At 68.0% G+C, this 19,801-nt stretch carries 21 protein-coding genes; 5 read left to right on the top strand and 16 right to left on the bottom strand.

What is annotated here, in order from left to right; all coding sequences use genetic code 11:
* Positions 1-350: 350 nt before the first annotated feature.
* The 11 genes from IM760_RS11155 to topA form a co-directional block, all read right to left on the bottom strand.
* Positions 351-1,160: an enhanced serine sensitivity protein SseB C-terminal domain-containing protein gene (locus tag IM760_RS11155; protein WP_204429226.1), complete on the bottom strand. Its 810-nt coding sequence runs from the start codon at positions 1,158-1,160 to the stop codon at positions 351-353.
* 115 nt (positions 1,161-1,275) lie between these two features.
* Entirely contained in the window at positions 1,276-2,523 is a 1,248-nt protein-coding gene (locus IM760_RS11150; RefSeq protein WP_204429218.1) for a BaiN/RdsA family NAD(P)/FAD-dependent oxidoreductase, read from the bottom strand.
* A complete protein-coding gene (locus IM760_RS11145) occupies positions 2,520-3,257 on the bottom strand; it encodes an S-methyl-5'-thioinosine phosphorylase (protein WP_204429216.1) in 738 nt (245 codons plus the stop codon). Before IM760_RS11145 ends, IM760_RS11150 begins: the two co-directional genes overlap by 4 nt.
* Before the next feature lies 1 nt (position 3,258).
* Entirely contained in the window at positions 3,259-3,831 is a 573-nt protein-coding gene (locus tag IM760_RS11140; RefSeq protein ID WP_204429214.1) for a hypoxanthine-guanine phosphoribosyltransferase, read from the bottom strand.
* Positions 3,815-5,077 (bottom strand): mechanosensitive ion channel family protein, encoded by a 1,263-nt coding sequence (locus IM760_RS11135; protein ID WP_204429212.1) that lies wholly within the window; start codon positions 5,075-5,077, stop codon positions 3,815-3,817. The genes IM760_RS11140 and IM760_RS11135 overlap by 17 nt, the downstream gene beginning before the upstream one ends.
* Positions 5,074-6,096: a beta-N-acetylhexosaminidase gene (gene nagZ, locus IM760_RS11130; protein WP_204429210.1), complete on the bottom strand. Its 1,023-nt coding sequence runs from the start codon at positions 6,094-6,096 to the stop codon at positions 5,074-5,076. Before nagZ ends, IM760_RS11135 begins: the two co-directional genes overlap by 4 nt.
* Positions 6,097-6,107: 11 nt before the next feature.
* Positions 6,108-6,581: a L,D-transpeptidase gene (locus IM760_RS11125; protein ID WP_204429282.1), complete on the bottom strand. Its 474-nt coding sequence runs from the start codon at positions 6,579-6,581 to the stop codon at positions 6,108-6,110.
* Between the two features lie 48 nt (positions 6,582-6,629).
* Positions 6,630-7,250, bottom strand: a complete 621-nt coding sequence (locus IM760_RS11120) for a TetR/AcrR family transcriptional regulator (protein WP_204429208.1) — start codon at positions 7,248-7,250, stop codon at positions 6,630-6,632.
* Positions 7,251-7,330: 80 nt separating this feature from the next.
* Positions 7,331-8,356, bottom strand: coding sequence for a CNNM domain-containing protein (locus IM760_RS11115; RefSeq protein ID WP_204429206.1), 1,026 nt, complete (start codon positions 8,354-8,356; stop codon positions 7,331-7,333).
* Between the two features lie 51 nt (positions 8,357-8,407).
* A complete protein-coding gene (locus tag IM760_RS11110; RefSeq protein ID WP_204429196.1) occupies positions 8,408-8,935 on the bottom strand; it encodes a hypothetical protein in 528 nt (175 codons plus the stop codon).
* Between the two features lie 10 nt (positions 8,936-8,945).
* Positions 8,946-11,678, bottom strand: coding sequence for a type I DNA topoisomerase (topA, locus tag IM760_RS11105; protein ID WP_204429194.1), 2,733 nt, complete (start codon positions 11,676-11,678; stop codon positions 8,946-8,948).
* Between the two features lie 341 nt (positions 11,679-12,019).
* On the opposite strand from topA, the gene IM760_RS11100 reads away from it, so the two are divergent.
* Entirely contained in the window at positions 12,020-12,469 is a 450-nt protein-coding gene (locus IM760_RS11100) for a universal stress protein (protein WP_204429192.1), read from the top strand.
* A gap of 123 nt (positions 12,470-12,592) precedes the next feature.
* On the opposite strand, the gene IM760_RS11095 is transcribed toward IM760_RS11100, so the two are convergent.
* Positions 12,593-13,246, bottom strand: coding sequence for a cyclic nucleotide-binding domain-containing protein (locus tag IM760_RS11095; RefSeq protein WP_204429190.1), 654 nt, complete (start codon positions 13,244-13,246; stop codon positions 12,593-12,595).
* 103 nt (positions 13,247-13,349) lie between these two features.
* Here IM760_RS11095 and lexA point away from each other — a divergent pair, with 103 nt between their 5' ends.
* The 3 genes from lexA (at position 13,350) to IM760_RS11080 (ending at position 15,311) form a co-directional block, all read left to right on the top strand.
* A complete protein-coding gene (gene lexA, locus IM760_RS11090; RefSeq protein ID WP_204429188.1) occupies positions 13,350-13,964 on the top strand; it encodes a transcriptional repressor LexA in 615 nt (204 codons plus the stop codon).
* 127 nt (positions 13,965-14,091) lie between these two features.
* A complete protein-coding gene (locus tag IM760_RS11085; RefSeq protein WP_204429186.1) occupies positions 14,092-14,478 on the top strand; it encodes a DUF1499 domain-containing protein in 387 nt (128 codons plus the stop codon).
* A complete protein-coding gene (locus IM760_RS11080) occupies positions 14,475-15,311 on the top strand; it encodes a TatD family hydrolase (protein WP_204429184.1) in 837 nt (278 codons plus the stop codon). Before IM760_RS11085 ends, IM760_RS11080 begins: the two co-directional genes overlap by 4 nt.
* Before the next feature lie 62 nt (positions 15,312-15,373).
* Here the strand turns inward: IM760_RS11080 and IM760_RS11075 are convergent, their stop codons facing one another.
* The 3 genes from IM760_RS11075 to rlmKL are packed head-to-tail and all read right to left on the bottom strand — an operon-like array spanning position 15,374 to position 18,079.
* Positions 15,374-15,682 (bottom strand): DUF6482 family protein, encoded by a 309-nt coding sequence (locus IM760_RS11075; protein ID WP_204429182.1) that lies wholly within the window; start codon positions 15,680-15,682, stop codon positions 15,374-15,376.
* 50 nt (positions 15,683-15,732) lie between these two features.
* Entirely contained in the window at positions 15,733-15,978 is a 246-nt protein-coding gene (locus tag IM760_RS11070) for a glutaredoxin family protein (RefSeq protein WP_204429180.1), read from the bottom strand.
* Positions 15,965-18,079: a bifunctional 23S rRNA (guanine(2069)-N(7))-methyltransferase RlmK/23S rRNA (guanine(2445)-N(2))-methyltransferase RlmL gene (gene rlmKL, locus IM760_RS11065; protein WP_204429178.1), complete on the bottom strand. Its 2,115-nt coding sequence runs from the start codon at positions 18,077-18,079 to the stop codon at positions 15,965-15,967. Before rlmKL ends, IM760_RS11070 begins: the two co-directional genes overlap by 14 nt.
* 237 nt (positions 18,080-18,316) lie before the next feature.
* On the opposite strand from rlmKL, the gene rmf reads away from it, so the two are divergent.
* A complete protein-coding gene (rmf, locus tag IM760_RS11060; RefSeq protein WP_138771230.1) occupies positions 18,317-18,517 on the top strand; it encodes a ribosome modulation factor in 201 nt (66 codons plus the stop codon).
* 115 nt (positions 18,518-18,632) lie between these two features.
* On the opposite strand, the gene IM760_RS11055 is transcribed toward rmf, so the two are convergent.
* Positions 18,633-19,637, bottom strand: coding sequence for a quinone-dependent dihydroorotate dehydrogenase (locus tag IM760_RS11055; RefSeq protein ID WP_204429175.1), 1,005 nt, complete (start codon positions 19,635-19,637; stop codon positions 18,633-18,635).
* Positions 19,638-19,801 lie beyond the last annotated feature (164 nt).

The following is a 19,801-nucleotide window of genomic DNA, read 5'->3' as shown; positions in this document are numbered from 1 at the left end:
TCTCCGGCTGTGCATTGTTATGTCATTGGCGTCGCGGTCGGGCCGCGATGGATCGAGTCTGCGCCGGGAGCGCGGCGGGCGTCGTGAGTATTCAGGCACGGAATTACCACACTCCGACGCATCCATACCGATGGGAGAAAGCGGCTTACCGAACTACCGCAAAAGTTTCACGCGGCGACGACGAGGCAAACAAAACGACGGGGATTTGTTGAGGGGAATCAGAGGGTTATAGGAACGATGGTGCCACCCTGTCGGAGATCGCGACTGAAGCGGTGCGCCGCCCGGTCGCCGGATCGCGACTGAAGTCGCTCCTACAACATCTCTCTTTGTAGGAGCGACTTCAGTCGCGATCAGCCACCAAACACGCGGCGCCACCAGGGGCGCTTGGGCGCCTCCGGCGCCGCCCCGACGGGCCGGTCCCGTTCATAGAACGGCCGGGTCTGGTGATACAGGTAGCCGGCCACGCCGCCCTCCCCCACGCCGTCTTCGATCTCGATCAGATCCACGGCGCGGCCCTCCGGAGCGGTGTCGGCGATCACCGAACCGGCGGCGTGGCGGGCGCGGGCCAGGCCATCGCCGCGCAGCCCCACCAGCAGGCTTTGCCGGGGCGCGTCCCCGCCCTCCTGCATCAGACACAGATAGGCGGCCTCCACCTCCGGGTAGCCAGGCAGCAAACGCTGGAGCGCTTCCGCCATGGCGGTGGGGTAATCCGAGGGCTGGCCGAGCAGTACATCGGTGTCGGCTTCCGCCCGGCGGGTTTGCGGGGTCTGGTTGCTGCCGTTGTCCAGCAGCGAGCGGATTTCCTCCGGGTGGAATTCCTTGCCGTAATCGGACCGGGGATTGAGCACCAGCCGGGTGCCGGCGGTCATCTCGAACAGGCTGCGCGCCGGCAACCCCAGGTAGCTCTTCTCCTCATCGATGGCCCGCCGCAATGCCTCCAGATCGGTGAAGAACGGGATCACCGATTCACCCTCGGCGTTTTGCCAGTGCTGGATGGAGAGATGGGCGCCCGCCGGCACCGTGCTCCTCCCCTCGCCGGGGCCGTCCCCATGGCCGATCACGAAGACCTCGGCGGCCAGCAGCCGGCGGTAGAATTCCGGCCGCGCCGCCGGATCGTCGGCGGCGCGTTTCAGCGATTCAAACAGAGGGCTGTCCGGCATATTCACGTCCTGCTGTGAGTGGTGGGCCATTTTAACCGGCGGCGACACGGCGGTGCCCGGTAGTGGTGCGCAATTGGCGGTTGAAGGATGCCGTAGGAGCGACCGGGCGGCGCGGTCAGAGCGCCAGGCCGGCGGCGTGGGCGCTGGCCCAGGCCCATTGGAAATTGAAGCCGCCCAGTTCGCCGCTGACATCCAGCACCTCGCCGATGAAGAACAGGCCCGGCACCGCCTTGGCCTCGAAGGTCTTGGAGGACACCGCGTCCGTGTCCAGGCCGCCCAGGGTCACCTCGGCGGTGCGGTAGCCCTCGGTGCCGGCGGGTTTGAAGCGCCAGCCCTTGAGCACCGCCGCGATCTGCGCCAGCCGCTCGTTGCTCTGGTGCTGCAGCGGCCCGCGCCAGCCGAAGTGTTCCGCCAGGGTGGCGGCCAGGCGCTGGGAGAAGAAGCCGCGCAGCCATTTCTCCACGCCGGCGGCGGGCTGCTCGGCGCGAGCCTGGCGCAGGGCCGCCGCCGGGTCCGCCAGCGCCGGCAGCCAGTCCACGGCCACCTCGTCGCCGGGCCGCCAGAAGCTGGAGACCTGCAGCATGGCCGGCCCGGACAGTCCCCGGTGGGTGATTAGCAACGGCTCCTGAAAGCGGCGCCCGCCGGCCTCTGCGGCCACCTCGGCGCTGACTCCGGCCAGCTCCGCCAGCCACGCCTTGTCCGCCGGCTGCAGGGTGAAGGGCACCAGGCCGGCCCGGGTGGGCAGCACGGTGAGCCCGAAGCGCTCCCCCAGGCGGTAGCCGAAGGGCCCGGCGCCCAGGGTGGGAATGGACAGGCCGCCGGTGGCCACCACCAGGCGGCGGGCGTGCAGCTCGCCACCGGCGGTGCGCAGCCGGAAGCCGTCGGCGGCGCTTGCCACCAGGGCCGGATCGGCGCCCTGCCCTTCGCCGCCGTCCGCGCCGGCCACTGGCCGGTCATTCACGTGGGTCACCGAGGTGTTCAGACGCACCTCGGCGCCGGCCCAATCGCACTCGGTGAGCAGCACCTGCAGGATTTCCTTGCTGGAACCGGCGCAGAACAGCTGACCGGGGGCTTTCTCCACGTGCTCCACGCCGTGGCGCTCCACCAGCTCCAGGAAGTGCCAGGGGGAATAGCGGTTCAGCGCCGACTTGCAGAAATGCGGGTTGGCGGAGGTGAAATGGGCGGGGGTGGTGTTCAGGTTGGTGAAGTTGCAGCGCCCGCCGCCGGACATGAGGATCTTCTTGCCCGGCTTGTTGGCGTGGTCCAGCACCAGCACGGAATGGCCCTGGTAGCCGGCGGTGGCGGCGCACATCAGGCCCGCCGCCCCGGCCCCGAGGACGATGACGTCGTAGTGTTCGGTCATGGGCGCGGGTGATGGGCGGCCAGGGCCGCCAGCACCGCGCGCACCCGGGCCATGCCGCCGTGCAGCACCGCCTCGATTTCCGCCATGGTGATTTCCCGGTCGGCCTTGCCGGCGGCCGGGTTCACCACCAGCGACAGCATGGCGTAGGGCAGCTGCAGTTCCCGGGCCAGCACCGCCTCGGGCATGCCGGTCATGCCGACGATGGTGTTGCCGTCCTGCTCCAGGCGGCGGATTTCGGCGGCGGTTTCCAGGCGCGGACCCTGGGTGGCGGCGTAGCAGCCGCCGTCCACCCAGGGGGCGCCGGCGGCGGCCAGGGCCCCTTTCAGACGCTCGCGCAGGGCGGCGTCGAAGGGCCAGCTGAAATCCACGTGCACCAGCGGCTCGTCCGGATCGTCGAAGAAGGTGCCGTCGCGGCCCCAGGTGTAATCGATGATCTGCTCGGGCAGCACCAGGGCGCCGGTATCGACGCTGATGCCGCCCACCGCGTTCACCGCCACGATCTCAGTGGCGCCGGCCTCCTTCAGGGCCAGCATATTGGCCCGGTAGTTGACCTGGTGGGGCAAGCGCACATGGGGGTCGCCGTGGCGGGCCAGAAACAGCACCGGCGCGCCGTTCAGCTCCCCTTCCGCCACCGGCGCCGAGGCCTCGCCAAAGCGGGTGGTGATGGCGTGCTGCTTGCGCAGGGTCAGGCCCTCGATGCGGGTCAGGCCGGTACCGCCGATGAACGCCAGCATGTCAGCCTTCCTCGGCGTCGAGGGCGAAGATGCCCGGCGCGTTGCGCCAGTAGCCCTTGTAGTCCATGCCCATGCCGAACAGGTAGTGGTCTTCCGCCTCCAGGGCGGTGTAGTCGGCTTTCAGGCCGGGCCGCGCCTTGCGGTCGTGGACCTTGTCCACCAGCACGCAGGTGCTGACGGTGGCGGCGCCCTGGGCCTTGCAGGCCTCGATGATGGCCAGCAGAGTGTTGCCCACGTCCAGAATATCGTCGAGGATCACCACGTCGCGGCCGGCCAGGCTGGCGGTGGGGGTGACGATCCACTGCACGTCGCCGCCGCTGGTTTCGCCCAGGTACCGGCTGGCGTGCAGGTAGTCCACCTCCAGCGGGAAATCCAGCCGGGTCAGCAGTTGCCCGGCGAACACGATGCCGCCGTTCATGATCGTCACGAACACCGGGAAGCGCTCGGAATAGTCGGTGGTCAGCTGCACCGCCACCCGGCCGATGGCCGCCTGAACGTCATCGTGGGAATGCAGTTCGCGGGCGTCGCGGCGCACCCGCATCAGTTCGTCCTTAAGCTCACTCGCCGTCGTCATCGCCTGTCTCCTGATCCTGTTCGCCTTTCCAGCCCTGGCGGCGGTCGCGCCGGTTGCGGTTGGTGCCCCGGGCGGCGCGCCGCGACGGCGCCTGGCCGTCGTCGTGGTCGCCCGGCTCGTCGTCGCCGTCGTCCTCCTGCCGCGGGAGGGCGTCGGTGTGCATGTGCAGGGTGCGCGTGGGGAACGCGAATTGCGCGCCGTGGTCGTTCACGATGTGCATGATGCGCATCAGCACGTCCTGCTTGATCTCGTGATACCGCACCCAGTCGGTGGTTTTGGTGAAGGTGTAGATAAAGAACTCGATGTAGGAATCCCCGTAGTGATCGAAGTTGACGATCAGGGTCCGGTAGTCGGTTTCCATGTCTTCGTGGTCGATCAGCATCTTGCGCACCGCCGCCACGATATCCGGCATCACCTGCCAGTCGTCGTAGCGGATACCGATCTTCTCGTTGATGCGGCGGTTGAGCATGCGTGACGGGTTTTCCAGCACCACCGTGGTGAACAGGGAGTTGGGCACGTACAGCGGCCGCTGATCGAAGGTGCGAATGCGCGTCAGCCGCCAGCCGATGTGTTCCACGGTGCCTTCGATGGAGCGGTCCGGAGAGCGCACCCACTCACCCACTTTGAACGGCTTGTCCAGGTACACCATCATGCCGCCGAAGAAGTTGGCCAGCAGATCCTTGGCCGCGTAGGCCACGGCGATGCCGCCCACGCCGCCGAAGGCGAGCACCCCGGAGATGCTGTAGCCCAGGGCCTGCAGAATGATCAGCAGCGCGGTGATCAGCACCGAAATGCGCAGCAGCTTGCCCACCGCGTTGGCGGTGGTCTTGTCCATGGGCTTCTTGACCCGGTCCGGGTCGACCAGATTGGTCTCGATGTTGGTGACCAGGCGGGTCAGGAAGTAGGCGATGATGGCGATAAAGGCCACCCGGCGCACTTCCGCCACGTACTCGAAGATGGCGCTTTCGGACACCGATTGCAGCATCTCCGCCGCCACCGACAGCCCCACCACCCACAGCAGCAGGCGCACCGGCACCCGGGCCGCTTCCAGCAGGGCGTCGTCCCACAGGTTCTCGGTCTTGCTGCTGAAGTGGTCGATGATGTCGATCACGCGCATCAGAATGAAATTGGTGGCCACGGTGAGAAACACCACGGCGAACACCTGGGTCAGCCAGACCACGGTATCGGTGTCCGGGCCGGGCCACTCCAGCAATTGCCGCCAATCGGTCAGGGCCTGCCAGTTCATGGCGCGTCCTTCATCAGCAGGTCCGCCACGTCACCGGCCTGGTGGCGGCGGCTCAGGGCCATCGGCGCCCGGGGCCGGCCACGCAGGGCGGCGGCGGGCACGCGGCCCTGGAACGATTGCGTCTCCAGCCACTGCATCACCTGCACGGCGCCGGCCCGGTCGTTGCACACCAGCACCATGTCGCAGCCGGCGCCCAGGGCCGCCTCGGCGCGCCGTGGGTAGTCGCCCGCCGCCGCCGCGCCGGCCATGGCCAGGTCGTCGGAGAAGATCACGCCCCGGTAGCCGTATTCGGCGCGCAGCACCTGGCCCAGCCAGTGGCGGGAAAAACCGGCGGGCTCCGGGGCCACCGCCGGGTAACGCACATGGGCGGGCATGATGCCGTCGAGCCGGGGCGCCAGGGCGCGGAACGGCCACAGGTCGTCCTGCAGGGCGTCCCAGTCGCGGGGATCTTCCGGCAGTTCCAGGTGGGAGTCGGCGGCCACGTGGCCGTGGCCGGGGAAATGCTTGCCGGTGGCGGCCATGCCGGCGCGCGCCATGCCGTCCATGAAAGCGCCGGCCAGGGTCACCGCCTGTCGCGGATCGGCATGGAAACTGCGGTCGCCGATCACCGCCGAGTGGCCGTGGTCCAGGTCCAGCACCGGCGCGAAGCTGATGTCGATGTCGAAGCCGCGCAGCTCATCGGCCATCAGTTCGCCGAGCAGGTCCGCCGCCGCCAGCGCCGCCTCCGGATCGCGGTCCAGGTACCGGCCCAGGCTGGCCATCGGCGGCAGGCGGGTGAATTCGGTTTTGAAGCGCTGCACCCGGCCGCCTTCCTGGTCCACGGCGATCAGGATGTCCGGGCGCTCGGCACGCACCGCGCGCACCAGCTGGTGCAGCTGGTCCGGCGCCTGATAGTTGCGGCTGAACAGGATCAGGCCGCCCACCGCCGGATGACGCAGCAGCTCGCGCTCCTGGTCCGTGACGGTAAGGCCTTCCAGGTCCAGCATCAGCAGAGGCTGGATCTCGTTGTGTGGTTGCATGCAATAGGTCTTTATTCGACGAGGGTCACCGGCGTGGCCACCGGCACCCGGGCAAAGAGTGCGATCACATCCGTGTTGCGCATGCGGATGCAGCCGTGCGACGCCGGCTCGCCCATGGGCTCGCTGTCCGGCGTGCCGTGAATATAAATAAAGCGCCGGAAACTATCCACGTCCGCGCCCTGATTGCGGCCCGGTTCCAGGCCGCCAAGCCACAAAATGCGACTCAGGATCCAGTCCCGGCCGGGGGCCTCGGCGGCCCGGGCCGGGTCATAGACTTCGCCGTGGAAACGGCGCCCGCGGAACACCGCCCCCGGCGGCAGGCCGTCGCCGATGCGCGCGCGCACCAGATGACGGCCCAGTGGCGTGGCATTGCTGCCCTGGTGGCTGCCGGCGCCGGCGGCGGCGGTGGACACCGGGTAAACGGTGGTGCCGCCCGCGTCTTCGAGCGTCAGGGTCTGATCGGAAAGAGAGACGAGGATGCGCATGGCGCAACGATACAGCAATCCCCGTCATCGCGGGAACGGGCAGCGGCTTTAGCCGCGAATGCCGCCGACCACGAACGGCAGCAACTGCTGGGTGATGCGGGCGGCGGTGATGTCGGTGTTGAAGTCCTTCTTGCTGATGGTCTGCAGGGACTCCATGCCGGACAGGGTGAAGATCACCGCGCCCAGGCTGAAGTGCACGCGCAGAAACAGCTCCATGGGCGGCACCTCCGGCACCGCCGTGCGCAGCAGGGCGAGAAAGCGCCGGAACACGGCGCCGTAATGCTCGCGCAGGTAGGCGCGCAGGTGGTCCTGGGGCTGGCTGTAGGCCTGGCCGGACAGCCGGAAGAAGATCATCGCCCGGCGCGGCTCGTCGCCGTGGGAGCCCAGCGCCAGCCGCGAGGCTACGCCGAACAGCTTCTCCAGGTCGGCGGCGCCCTGCCCCTCCAGCTCCTGGAGCTTGGCGTCCAGGGCCTGGCAGAACGGCGTCAGGTAACGCTCGAACACCGCCTGGATCAGGGCTTCCTTGGAACCGAAATGATAGTTCACCGCCGCCAGGTTGACGCCGGCCCGGCTGGTGATGGCGCGCAGGCTGGTCTCGGCGAACCCCTTCTGGGCGAACAGCACTTCCGCCGCGTCAAGGATGCGCTGGACGGTATCGGACTGAGACATGGCACCTCGCGCCGGACAGGTCGGTAAACAAACGTTTGAAACATACGTTTGCCCCCGCTCGCCGTCAACCCGGTACGCCGTCAGGCCGACCCGTCCCGCTTGCGCAACCGGCGGCTCCATCGCTGCCGGGCGTAACGGCGCAGGTTGGAGACGTTGTCGGTCTCGTCCATGATCTCCTGGCCAAGAATGGTCTCGATCACGTCCTCCATGGTGATCAGCCCCACCCAGGTGCCCAGTTCGTCGTAGACCATCCCCAGGTGCTGACGCTGGCGCAGCATTTCGCCAAACACGTATTCGATGTTCATGGTCGACCGGTAGGGGGTGACGCCGCGCATCACCTCGCCGATCTTGCGGCCGCCTTCCACGTCCAGCAGATCGCTTTTGTGCACGTAGCCCAGGGCTTCGTCGTGCTCATTGATCACCGGGTAGCGGGAGAACGGCTGGTTCACCAGCCGCTGGCGCACCTGGTCCACGGTGTCGTCCGGGCGCAGGCTGCGCACCACGGTACGCGGGGTCATCACCTTGCCGACCTTGATCTCGTGCAGGTTGAGGATATTGGTGATCACCCGGCGCTCGTCCTCGTCCAGGGCCTGCTGGTCGCGGCCGATCTCCGCCATCGCCTTCAGTTCGGCGCGGATGTCGGTGTCCGGCTCGCCGGTGCCGAACTGGCGGGTGACCAGTTTGGAGAGCCACACGAACGGCTTGAGCACCAGCACCATGACGCGCAGCAGCGGCGGCAGCGCCGGCGCCAGGGAGCGCCAGTATTTGGCGCCGATGGTCTTGGGGATGATCTCGGAGAAGATCAGGATCACCAGGGTCATCACCGCCGAGGCCACGCCCAGGTAGGCTTCGCCGAACACCACCGCCACCTGGGCGCCGACGCCGGTGGCGCCGGCGGTGTGGGCCACGGTGTTGAGGGTCAGAATCGCCGCCAGCGGGTCGTCGATGTCGTCCTTGAGACGGCGCAGGCGGCGGAACAGAACGGGCTTCTCGTCCCTCAGCCCGGCGATGTAGCTGGGGGTGATGGACAACAGGGCGGCTTCAAGAATGGAACACAGAAAAGAAAAACCGATGGCGACGGCGGCAAAAACAATCAGCAGTGTCATTACAAGTTGGCGTGGCCAGGGGGCACCACTATTTTGACCGGTGGCGCGGGATTACCATTCTTCCATGTAGGCAGCGCACTGCTCAATCAGTTCCGCCACCCGGTCGGCGGCGCCGGCCAGCCGCGCCAGGTCGCCCTGGGCCAGCGGCGCGTAGGGGTCCTCGGCGCGCAGGCTGAGGGCGTCCCGTTCCTCCGGGGCGGTGGGTCGCCGGGCCAGGCCGGCGGCGCCCACGGCGGCGCGCATCTCCTGGTCCAGCCAGCACACCGGGTCGGCGCGGTCCGCCCGGGCCCGGGCCAGCAGGCCGATCTCCGGCGCCTGCACGGCGGCGGCGGCGAACGCCTGTTCCAGGGCCGCCAGACTGATCAGATCCTCGTAGCCGCGCACCTGATAGCTGCGCGCCGCCTGGCGGGCGATGCCCACCAGCACCGAGTACAGGTGAAACACCACGCCGCCGCGCAACGCCAGCCGCGGCCCCACCGCCCCGTCCGGGTCGGCGTTCAGGGTCTTGAGCAGACTGCGAGCGAAGAACAACCGCTCACGCAGGCCGCTGATCTCGCTTTCTCGTACCATTCGGGACATGGTCAGGCCCTCAGCCGCGTCGTGACGCGGCTTTCTTCTTCGCCGCGGCCTTTTTCTTCTTGGCCGCCGCTTTTTTCTTGGGCGCGGTTTTCTTCTCTTCCACGTCCCAGTGGCCGTCGCGGTAGAAGGCGTACCAGCCGGTGGGCTTGCCGTCCTCCTCGGTCATCACGTACTGCTCCTTGGCCTTGCGGCTGTAGCGCAGCACCGCCTTGCGGCCCTTGCCGTCCTCGGCGGGGGCCTCGGCCAGGTATTTGTGCTTGGGATCCAGCTTGTCGGCGACGGTCTGGATTTCCTCCACCAGCGGCGCCCGGGTTTCCCGGTTCTTGGGAAACTGGCTGGCCGCCAGGAACAGGCCGGAGGCGCCGTCGCGCAGCAGATAGTGGTCGTCCACCTTTTCACACTTGAGGTGCGGCATGTCGATGGGGTCGGCGCGGGGCGGCGCCGGCTCACCATTCTTGAGCAGCTTGCGGGTGTTGCCGCAGTCGTCGTTGGTGCACTTGAAGAACTTGCCGAAGCGGCCGGTGCGCAGCTGCATTTCGCTGCCGCACTTCTCGCACTCCAGGGTCGGGCCGTCGTAGCCCTTGATGCGGAACTCGCCCGGTTCCACCACGTAGCCGTCGCAGTCCGGGTTGTTGCCGCAGATGTGCAGCTTGCGCTTCTCGTCGATCAGATAGGATTCCATGGCGGTGCCGCATTTCGGGCAACGCTTCTTGCGACGCAGCTCGTTGGTTTCCGCTTCCTCGTCGTCGTCGGCGCGCACCGCTTCCTCACCGGGCAGCAGGTTGAGCGTGGCGGTGCAGCGTTCCTTGGGCGGCAGGCTGTAGCCGGAGCACCCGAGAAACACGCCGGTGGAGCCGGTGCGGATCTGCATCGGCCGGCCGCATTTGGGGCATTCGATGTCGGTGTCCGTGGGCAGGTTGGCGCGCATGCCGCCCTTGGCCTGCTTACCACTGCCCTCGCCCTGGGCGGCTTCCAGCTTGGCCAGGAAATCCCGGTAGAACTCGTCGAGCACGTCGCGCCAGCCGCGCTTGCCCTCGGCGATCTCGTCCAGGGTTTCCTCCATCTCGGCGGTGAAGTTGTAGTCCATCAGATGGGGGAAGTTTTCCACCAGCCGGTCGGTGACGATGTCGCCCATTTTCTCGGCGTAGAAACGGCGGTTGTCCTGCCGCACATAGCCCCGATCCTGGATGGTGGAGATGATCGCCGCGTAGGTGGACGGGCGGCCGATGCCGCGCTTTTCCAGTTCCTTGACCAGGCTGGCCTCGGTGTAGCGGGCCGGCGGCTTGGTGAAGTGCTGGGTGGCCTCGATGTCGTCCACGGCCAGCACGTCGCCCTGCTTGAGGTCCGGCAGCACCGTGTCTTCCTGGCCCTTGCGCGAGGCCTGCGGCTGGATGCGGGTCCAGCCGTCGAATTTGAGAATGCGGCCGCGGGCCTTCAGCTCATAGCCGTCCGCTTCGGCGGTGATGGTGGTGCTCAGGTACTCCGCCGGCGGCATCTGGCAGGCGATGAACTGGCGGCGGATCAGCTCGTAGAGGCGCTGGGCGTCGCGCTCCATGTCCTTGAGGGCGCTGGCTTCGCGCTTCACGTCGGACGGGCGGATCGCCTCGTGGGCTTCCTGGGCGCCTTCGCGGCTGGAATAACTGATCGGCTTCTCGGGCAGGTACTGGCTGCCCAGCTTGTCGTCGATCCAGGCGCGGCACTCACTGACCGCGTCGGCGCTCAGGTTGGTGGAGTCGGTCCGCATGTAGGTGATGTGGCCGGCCTCGTAGAGACGCTGGGCCATCATCATGGTCTTCTTCACCCCGAAGCCCAGCCGGGTGCTGGCCGCCTGCTGCAGGGTGGAGGTGATGAACGGCGCCGGCGGTTTGGAGCGGGTGGGCCGTTCCTCGCGCTGGGTGATGGTCAGCTGGCCGGCGGCCTTCAGGGCGGCGCGGTGCTTCTCCGCGTCGTCGCCGTTGTTGGGGCGGAAGTTCTCGCCCTTGTGGCGGGTCACCTGCAGGCGGATCTCGTCACTGGCCCTGGCGGTGCTGTGGGTGTCCGCGTGCAGCTCCCAGAATTCTTCCGGGGTGAAGGCGCGGATCTCGCGCTCGCGCTCCACCACCAGCTCCACCGCCACCGACTGCACACGTCCGGCGGACAGGCCGCGGGCGATCTTTTCCCACAGCAGCGGCGAGATCATGAAGCCCACCACCCGGTCCAGGAAGCGGCGCGCCTGCTGCGCCTCCACCCGGCTCATGTCCAGCTTGCCGGGTTTTTCGAAGGCGGCCTGGATGGCCTTCTTGGTGATCTCGTTGAACACCACCCGGTCGAACCGCTCGCCCTCGCCGCCGATCACTTCCCGCAGGTGCCAGGCAATGGCCTCCCCTTCGCGGTCCAAGTCAGTGGCCAGGTAGATGCGGTCGGCATTGGCGGCCAGACGCTTGAGCTCGTCGATGACCTTTTCCTTGCCGGGCAGGATTTCGTAATGGGCGTCCCAGTCGTGGTCCGGGTCCACCCCCATGCGGTTGATCAGCTGGGCGTGGGCCTTCTTCTTTTTATAGGCTTCCCGTTCTTCCTTGGGCAGCGACCGGGTGTAGGCGGCCTCCTTGGCACGCTCCTTGGGCGTGGTCTTCTTGGCGCCGCCGCTCACCGGCAGGTCGCGCACATGGCCGACACTGGACTTGACCACGAAGTCGTCGCCCAGATAGCGGTTGATGGTCTTGGCCTTGGCCGGCGACTCCACGATTACAAGGGACTTACCCATTCGTTGCTCACCCGATCATGATGCGGATATCCAAAAGAAACCTCCGTAAAACCCGTGGGCCGCATCGGGATCGCCGTGCCGGCCTACGTGTCCGGAGGTGCCGCCGGGCGGCCTTCACGGCCCCGGCGGGCGCCTATTTAGACAGCGCCGGTATTGTCCGGTCAAGCGCGGACCGCCCGGCGGGCCCCGCCGGGGTGGCCGTCGGCGGCCGCCGACGGAGCCGCCGAAGCCGCGCCAGACAAGGCTTTGCCGCCCTCGCCGGGGGCCTTCCAACGACGGGCTGGCGGCGGGCGCCGGGCAAGTTATACTCGGAAACGACACCGAGCCACTGGAGAAACATCGTGTCCGCACCCTATCGCAAGGTCCTGGTGGCCATCGACTGCAGCGACGAGTCCGCGGAAGTGCTGGCCCGCGCCGCCGGCGTGATCGCCGGCACCGAGGGCGAACTGCATCTGATCCATGTGATCGAGCCGCTGGCGCTGGCCTACGGCGCCGACGTGCCCATGGACGTGACCGACCTGCAAAGCGGCCTGGTCAAGCAGGCGCGGGAAACCGCCTGCAACTACGCGCGCCAGTATCAGGTGCCCAAGGAACGGGTGCATGTGGAGCTGGGCTCCATCGAGAAGACCATCGTCGACAAGGCCGACGGCCTGGACGCCGATCTGATCGTGGTGGGCAGCCACACGCGCAGCGGCCTGGCCCTGCTGCTGGGCTCCACCGCCCGTGGTCTGGTGCCCGGCGCCCACTGCGACGTGCTGGCGGTGAAAATGGACCGCAAGAAGAAGGAATAGCAAGCCGCAACGCGGGCCGAAGCCGCCTTTCCCGGTTGGTGGGGCGAGGAGAGCCATCGCGACTGAAGTCGCTCCTACGGTGGGCGGACGGATGTAGGAGCGGCTTCAGCCGCGATACCGCACTCAGGTCAGCTGGGCGTTGCCGGTGGTGCCCGGCGGGCGGTGATTCCACCGGTACAGCAAATCCGCCAGGGCCCGGGCCTGGTCCCGCAGCGAGGCCAGTTCCGCCGCGCTGTCCCGCGCGCCGGTGAACACCGGCACCTTGCGCAGGTCGGCGGCCAGAGCCGGGTCCGGGCTCTGCATGCGCCGCACCTCCACCGCCCAGCGAATCTGGTGCACCAGCATGTGAAAAAACGCCAATCGCGTGGCCAGGGTATAGGGCGTGCCGCGATCGTCGTCGAAATCATTGAAATCCAACCTGGCCAGCACCGCCTCCCGGGCCGCGTCCGCCACCTGGATGGTGGCGCTGCGGGCACGCCGCAGCAGCAACGACAGGGTGCCGAACACCTCCCCCGGCGACACGTAATAAAGCACCGCGTGCGGCGGCGTGTCGTCCAGCACCACCAGTTGGCCGCGCAGCAAAAAATACAGACTGGACTCCACCTCGCCGGCGCGGATCACGGTGTCGCCGGGGGCCGCCTCGATCAGCGCGGTGCGCGCCAGCAAGCGCGACCGCTGGGCCGGATCGTCCCGGGCCACCTCATTGAAAAACGGCACACCGGCGAGCAGCGTTTCCACCCGTGACCGGTCCGTTTGCTGCCAGTTCGCCTGTCGCATTGATCCCTTTCTCCCCCTCAATCCTGCTCATGGTACTTCCAAAAACACTGGACATATAATACTGTTCATATTATCAGTGTCCGAGACACTCCAGGAGAACCTTATGAGCAGCACGCTAACCGCACGCCAGCAGCAGGTGCTGGACTGCATCCGCGACTCGCGGCTGGAAACCGGCATGGCCCCCACCCGGGCGGAAATCGCCGAGCGCATGGGCTTCCAGTCCAAGAACGCCGCCTCCGATCACCTGCGGGCACTGGAACGCAAGGGCTACATCCGCCTGCACAGCGACCGCTCCCGCGGCATCCAGCTGCTGGAGGCGGCGCTGGAGCACGAGGACGAGCTGCCGGTGGTGGGCAAGGTGGCCGCGGGCACGCCCATCGAGGCCATCGAAAACGTGGAGCGTACCGTGCCGGTGCCCCAGGGCCTGTTCCGGCAGCGCCCCACCTACCTGCTCAAGGTGCAGGGCGACAGCATGATCGACGCCGGCATCTTCGACGGCGACCTGATCGCCGTGCGCAAGAGCCAGACCGCCCTGTCCGGCGAGATCGTGGTGGCGCGCATTGACGACGAGGTCACGGTGAAAACCCTTAAACTCAACAAGTCCAACGCCACCCTGCTGCCGGCCAACGAGGCCTACGAGCCGATCCGGGTGCCGGCGGACGAACTGATGATCGAGGGCGTTTTCGTGGGACTGATCCGTGATCCGAACCGTCACTAGACACAACCGGGCCGCCGCCCTTTGCATGGCCGGGCTGATACTGGCCATGGTGGTCGTGGCCGGCTGCCGGGGCGCCCCAGAGGACGCCCGCACCGAGAATACTGAAAGGTCAGTGGAGAGACCGACTATGTCGGACACCCGTTTGCTTGCCCCCTGTCCGTCGTCGCCGAATTGCGTGTCCAGCCTGGCGGATGACGACCGCCACAAGGTGGCGCCCCTGCCCGGCGCCGGCAACCGCGCCGACAGCCTGGCGCTGCTCGACGCGGTGTTGCGGGACTGGCCCCGGGTCAGCCACCGGGCGGTGGGCCCCGCCCGGGTGGAGGCCCGGTTCACCACCCGCATCCTGCGGTTCGTGGATGACGTCACCTTCTATGTGCACGAGGACGGCGTGATCGAAGTCCGCTCCGCCTCGCGCATCGGCTACTGGGATCTGGGCGCCAACCGGCGCCGCGTGGAAGACCTGCGCGAGCAGCTCGAGGCCCGGCTGCAGCCCACGCCCCGCCCCGCTTCATGAGTATCGAGGAAGGCACCCCGGCCGCCCGCTGGGCGGACATCGGCGTCAACCTGGGCGACCGGCAGTTTCGTGACGACGCCGAGGCGGTGCTGGAGCGCGCCCGCCAGGCCGGCGTCGAATTGATGCTGCTGACCGGCACCAGCGTGGCGGAATCCCGGCAGGCCCTGGCCCTGTGCCGGGACTTTCCCGACCGGGGGCTGCTGGCCACCGCCGGCGTGCACCCGCACAACGCGCGCAGCTTCGACGACGATGCCCGGGCGGAACTGGCCGGGCTGCTGGACCAGCCGGAAGTGGCCGCCGCCGGCGAAATGGGCCTGGATTTCAACCGGGATTTTTCGCCGCGCCCGGACCAGGAGAAGGCCTTCGAGAGCCAGCTGGCCCTGGCGGCGGAAAAGCAGCTGCCGGTGTTTCTGCATCAGCGCGATGCCCACCCGCGCTTTCTGCCCCTGCTGCGCGCCTGGCGCGACCGGCTGCCCGCCGCCGTGGTGCATTGTTTCACCGACCAGCGCCGGCCGCTCTACGATTATCTGGATCTGGACTGCTACATCGGCATCACCGGCTGGGTGTGCGACGAGCGGCGCGGCAAGGAACTGGCGGCGCTGGTGCCGGACATTCCCGCCGACCGGCTGCTGGTGGAGACGGACGCACCCTATCTGCTGCCCCGGGATCTGCCGGAAACACCGGCGGTGAAGCGGCGCAACGAGCCCTGCCACCTGCCCTGGATCGGCCGCCGGCTGGCGGCGCTGCGCGGTGAGGACGAAGCGGAACTGGCGGCGCGCACCCTGGCCAATACCTGCCGCTTTTTGAACCTGCCAGCGCCGGATCGCGACTGAAGTCGCTCCTACCGGGTGATCGCAGGAGCGACCGTAGGAGCGACTTCAGTCGCGATCCTTCTTCAGGCGCGGTCCGCCCGCCAGTTGAAGTCCACTTCCAGGGGCGGCGTCGGTTCGCCTTCCGGCTGGCCGGCCATCTCCGCGTAGGGCGACTGGTGCAGCAGCACCGCCCGGTCGGTGGTCATGCGGCCGAGCACGTTGTTGGCGTGTTCCGGGCCGTTGAACCGCACGATCTGGCCTTTTTCGTCCACCACCTGATACCGCACCCCGTCGATCTCCACCTGCACGATGCAGATGGAAATCACCACCGAGCGCAGAATCACCTTGTCCACATGACGGTTGGTCAGTTTCTTGACCGTGATCTTTTCCATGTTCACTCCAAAAAAGCAGTCGCTGCCGTCACCGCGCCGCGCCCGCCGGATCAGGGGTCGGCGAGCAGCGCGCTCACGTCCAGCAATCCAAACGGCCAGCCCAGTTCCCGCTCGCCCCGGCGCAGCACCGGAATGCGCTCGCCGTATTCCGCGATCAGGGTATCGTCCTCGGCGATGTCCACCGCGTGAAGCCGGGCGTCCGGACGCACCGTGCGCACTAACTCCTCGGCCTGCTCGCACAGGTGGCAGCCGAGGGTGGTATAGAGGGTCAGTTCCGGGGGGTCAGTCCTGGGCATGGCGGATCGCGAAGCAGTGGTGAATGGCACCGCCGCGCCGGAAGTCCTCCGGCAGGCTCCAGGCGGTCAGGTCCTCCACCGCGTACCAGCGGCGCAGGCTTTCTTCCAGCTCGAAGCGGCGATAATTGCAGGAAAAATACAGCACGCCGCCGGGCTCCAGCCGTTTCATGATGCGGCGGATCAGTTCGCCGTGCTGGTCCTGAACCACGAAGTCGTCCCGGTCCTTGTTGTTGGAAAAGGTGGGCGGGTCGCAGAACACGATGTCGAACTGTTCGTGGCAGGTCTCCAGCCAGGCCATGGCATCGGCGCGCACCGTCGGGTGGCGGTCGGTGGCGAAACCGTTCAGGGCCAGGTTGCAGCCGGCCCAGTCCAGATAGCGCCGCGAGGTGTCCACGGTGACCGCCCGGCGGGCGCCGCCCACCAGGGCCTGCACGGTGGCCGCGCCGGTGTAGGCGAAAAGATTGAGAAAGCGCTTGCCGGCGCTTTCCTCGGCGATGCGCAGGCGCATGGGCCGGTGGTCCAGGAACAGACCGGTGTCCAGGTACTCCTCCAGGTTCACCAGCAACCGGGCCTGGCCCTCGCGGACCACCCGGAAGCGGCCCTGGGTGGCCTGTTTCTGGTACTGGTTGCGGCCCTTCTGGCGCTCCCGGGTGCGCAGGTGCACCTGCTCGCGGTGCACGCCCAGGGCGGCGCGGGTGGCGCTTACCGCCCACTGGCGGCGCTGGGCGGCCTTGTCCGGGTCCACCGTGGACGGCGCCTTGAACTCCTGCACCAGTACCTGGTCGCCGTACACGTCCACCGCCACGTTGAATTCCGGCAGGTCCCGGTCATAGAGCCGGTAGGCCTGAATGTCTTCCCGGTCGATCCAGCGGCGCAGATGCTTGCCGTTCTTGCGCAGCCGGTTGAACAAGGGCAAGGCCGGCTCCGGCAGTTCGAAACCGGGCGTGTCGCCCACCTGCAGCGGCGCCTGGGGCAGCGGCGCCCGGGGCCGGCTGAGGCGGATAAAGTTGGTGAGCGCGCCGTTGCGCACTTTCCACTGCGCCTCCAGGTCCATGCCGGCCCGGTCCAGGGCGGTGACCTCGGCACCCAGCAGCACCGCCCGCCAGGCCGGGGCCTTCTCGCCCAGCAGGCGGCCCAGGCCCGCGTACAGCCAGCCGGCCTGTTCCTGCTGATCCAGACGCTCGCCCCAGGGCGGGTTGGTCACCAGCAGGCCTTCGCGGCTGGCGAAATCCCGCGCCCGCAGGGCCCCCAGCTCCCGCCGCTCCAGATGAATGGCGCTCTCCACCCCGGCGCGCTCCGCGTTATGGCGGGCGTATTTGAGGGCGTCCGGGTCCGCGTCGAAACCTTTCAGGGCCGGCAGCCGCGCCTTGTTTTCCAGGCTGGCGGCGGCCTCGCGCAGCGCCTCCTCGGCCAGCGCCTGGCGGCAGCCCCGCCAGTTGAGGAAGCCGTAGTCCTTGCGCAGGGCGCCCGGGGCCACGCCGGCGGCCATCCAGGCCGCTTCGATCAGCACCGTGCCGCTGCCGCAGAACGGATCCATCAGCAGTTCCGGGCGCGCCTCACGGTGCCAGTCGCCGGCGCGCAGCAGCGCCGCCGCCAGGTTTTCCCGCAGCGGCGCGCGCCCCCCGGCCAGCCGGTAACCGCGCCGGTGCAGAGGCTGGCCGGCCAGGTCCAGCCACAGCCGGGCGGTGTCCGTGTCCAGCCGCGCGCGCAGGGCGCTGGCGCCGCTCTCCCGGGGGCTGACCGTGATGTCCGGCGGCAGCGCCCGCAGCAGGCGCTTGCCGCTGACGCGGCTGTCACCGCGCACGCCCTTGGCGTGGTCCAGGCTCAGGTGCACCGCCCCGCCGGGGGCCACCAGCGCCCGCCAGTCCACCGCCGCGGCCAGCTTCTCCGGGGCCTCTTCCGGCGGCACCGACAGCTCCGCCAGGGGCAGCAACACCCGCTCCGCCAGCCGCGACCACAGGCACACCCGCAGGGCGTCCTGTTGGCGGCCGCTGATGCCGACGTGGGCCTGGCCCTGGTCCGTTACCGTCATGCCCAGTTCGGCGAGCTCATCGGCGAGCAGCGGGGCCAGCCCGGGCAGACAGGTGATCACGAAATCCATCGATTTTGCCTTTTAAGTGCTTGATGGCGCTGATTTTTCAGCCCATTTCATCAAAGTGTCCATTATGCGTCATGCGCTTAACACGCGCTTTCATTATGGCCAGTTGTTATTCGACAGGCGCTCTCGGCTCTCGGATACTCAAGGTGAGGCTTTCGAGAACGTGCCGGTCGGGACGGCGGTTTGTCCCGGCGAGCGCAGGTTCTTTCACTGCGATCGACGAAAAAGAGGACAGTGTCTATGAAGCGACAAAAACGCAACCGTGACGAGCGGGCCTACAGCCGGGGCTATCAGGCGGGCTTCAGAGGAAGACCCAGGGAATTCTGCCCTTTCGGCGCACTGGAGGCTCGCGGTAACTGGATGCGCGGATGGCGTGAAGGCCGCACCGACCAGATTCAGGGCATGGTCGGCGTGGCCGGCATACACACTCTCAGGGTTTAAACGCTTTCAAGCGACCGCCCCCCGGCAACAAAAGGAACCGACCTGACAAAACCCGATCACCGATCAGCGCCGGCGCTTCGCGCGTCGACCCCACAGGGCCCCTCCAGGGCCCTTTTTAATGGGGCCACGCCCGCACAATCTCCCGGACCAATGCGGGGCCTTGATAAATCAATCCTGAATAAACCTGCACCAACTCCGCGCCCAGGCGCCGCTTCTCGCGGGCGTCGTCGCCGCTCTGGATGCCGCCCACGCCGATGATCGGCAGCCGACCGTCCAGGGCCCGGCGCATGGTGTCCAGGGCCCGGTCGGCGATGGGACGCAGGGGCGCGCCGCTCAGGCCGCCGGCCTCGCCTCCGTGGCGCAGCCGCTCCACACCGGGCCGCTCCAGGGTGGTGTTGCCCACGCACACCCCGTCGATGCCGTGGCGCACGAACGCCTCCGCCATGGCCGCCAGCTCGTCCTCGCTGTTGTCCGGGGCGATCTTGATCACCAGGGGCACGCGCTTGCCGTTTTGCTGGTCCAGTCGGGTCTGCGCCTCGCGCAGGGTGCCGAGCAGCGCATCCAGGGCCTCGCCGTGCTGCAGGCTGCGCAGGCCCGGGGTGTTCGGCGATGACACATTGACCACCAGATAGCTCGCCAGGGCGTGGACCTTTTCCTGGCAGAGCAGATAGTCGTCCACGGCGTTTTCCACCGGGGTGTCCTTGTTCTTGCCGATATTGATGCCCAGCACGCCCTGGTAGCGGCTGGCGCGCACATTGGCCACCAGGGCGTCCACGCCGTGGTTGTTGAAGCCCATGCGGTTGATGATGGCGTTGGCCTCGGGCAGGCGGAACAGGCGCGGCTTGGGATTGCCCGGCTGGGGCCGCGGGGTCACGGTGCCCACTTCCAGAAAGCCGAAACCCAGTTCCGCCAGCCCGTCGATGCAGTCACCGTTCTTGTCGAGCCCGGCGGCCAGCCCCACCGGATTGGGGAACGACAGCCCCATCACCGTCACCGGCCGCGCCGGCACCCGGGCCGGCCAGGCGCGACCGGCGCCCCGGCGCAGCAGATCCAGGGTCAGGTCATGGGCCTGTTCGGCGGACAGGGAAAACAGCAGAGGGCGGGCTAGGCGGTACAGCACGGGGGCGGCTCCAGACGAATCGGCGCGGGGAGTATACGGCGCCCGGCGGTCACGATACAGGCCGTGGAAAGGCCCGCCACCGGAATCGATCGCCGGATCGCGGTGGAACCACCGCTCCTACGGCGCAGTAGCCAGATGTAGGAGCGGTCGTCCGACGGCGAGGG

Origin of the sequence: Alloalcanivorax marinus (assembly GCF_016906305.1) — a bacterium.
GTDB lineage: Bacteria > Pseudomonadota > Gammaproteobacteria > Pseudomonadales > Alcanivoracaceae > Alloalcanivorax > Alloalcanivorax marinus.
This window is presented reverse-complemented; position numbering and strand designations above follow the sequence as displayed.

Excerpts from the sequence above, each read along its gene's own strand:
- IM760_RS11155 (WP_204429226.1), bottom strand. The coding sequence starts at position 1,160 with ATGCCGGACAGCCCTCTGTTTGAATCGCTGAAACGCGCCGCCGACGAT.
- IM760_RS11150 (WP_204429218.1), bottom strand. The coding sequence starts at position 2,523 with ATGACCGAACACTACGACGTCATCGTCCTCGGGGCCGGGGCGGCGGGC.
- IM760_RS11145 (WP_204429216.1), bottom strand. The coding sequence starts at position 3,257 with ATGCTGGCGTTCATCGGCGGTACCGGCCTGACCCGCATCGAGGGCCTG.
- IM760_RS11140 (WP_204429214.1), bottom strand. The coding sequence starts at position 3,831 with ATGACGACGGCGAGTGAGCTTAAGGACGAACTGATGCGGGTGCGCCGC.
- IM760_RS11135 (WP_204429212.1), bottom strand. The coding sequence starts at position 5,077 with ATGAACTGGCAGGCCCTGACCGATTGGCGGCAATTGCTGGAGTGGCCC.
- nagZ (WP_204429210.1), bottom strand. The coding sequence starts at position 6,096 with ATGCAACCACACAACGAGATCCAGCCTCTGCTGATGCTGGACCTGGAA.
- IM760_RS11125 (WP_204429282.1), bottom strand. The coding sequence starts at position 6,581 with ATGCGCATCCTCGTCTCTCTTTCCGATCAGACCCTGACGCTCGAAGAC.
- IM760_RS11120 (WP_204429208.1), bottom strand. The coding sequence starts at position 7,250 with ATGTCTCAGTCCGATACCGTCCAGCGCATCCTTGACGCGGCGGAAGTG.
- IM760_RS11115 (WP_204429206.1), bottom strand. The coding sequence starts at position 8,356 with ATGACACTGCTGATTGTTTTTGCCGCCGTCGCCATCGGTTTTTCTTTT.
- IM760_RS11110 (WP_204429196.1), bottom strand. The coding sequence starts at position 8,935 with ATGTCCCGAATGGTACGAGAAAGCGAGATCAGCGGCCTGCGTGAGCGG.
- topA (WP_204429194.1), bottom strand. The coding sequence starts at position 11,678 with ATGGGTAAGTCCCTTGTAATCGTGGAGTCGCCGGCCAAGGCCAAGACC.
- IM760_RS11095 (WP_204429190.1), bottom strand. The coding sequence starts at position 13,246 with ATGCGACAGGCGAACTGGCAGCAAACGGACCGGTCACGGGTGGAAACG.
- lexA (WP_204429188.1), top strand. The coding sequence starts at position 13,350 with ATGAGCAGCACGCTAACCGCACGCCAGCAGCAGGTGCTGGACTGCATC.
- IM760_RS11085 (WP_204429186.1), top strand. The coding sequence starts at position 14,092 with ATGTCGGACACCCGTTTGCTTGCCCCCTGTCCGTCGTCGCCGAATTGC.
- IM760_RS11080 (WP_204429184.1), top strand. The coding sequence starts at position 14,475 with ATGAGTATCGAGGAAGGCACCCCGGCCGCCCGCTGGGCGGACATCGGC.
- IM760_RS11075 (WP_204429182.1), bottom strand. The coding sequence starts at position 15,682 with ATGGAAAAGATCACGGTCAAGAAACTGACCAACCGTCATGTGGACAAG.
- IM760_RS11070 (WP_204429180.1), bottom strand. The coding sequence starts at position 15,978 with ATGCCCAGGACTGACCCCCCGGAACTGACCCTCTATACCACCCTCGGC.
- rlmKL (WP_204429178.1), bottom strand. The coding sequence starts at position 18,079 with ATGGATTTCGTGATCACCTGTCTGCCCGGGCTGGCCCCGCTGCTCGCC.
- rmf (WP_138771230.1), top strand. The coding sequence starts at position 18,317 with ATGAAGCGACAAAAACGCAACCGTGACGAGCGGGCCTACAGCCGGGGC.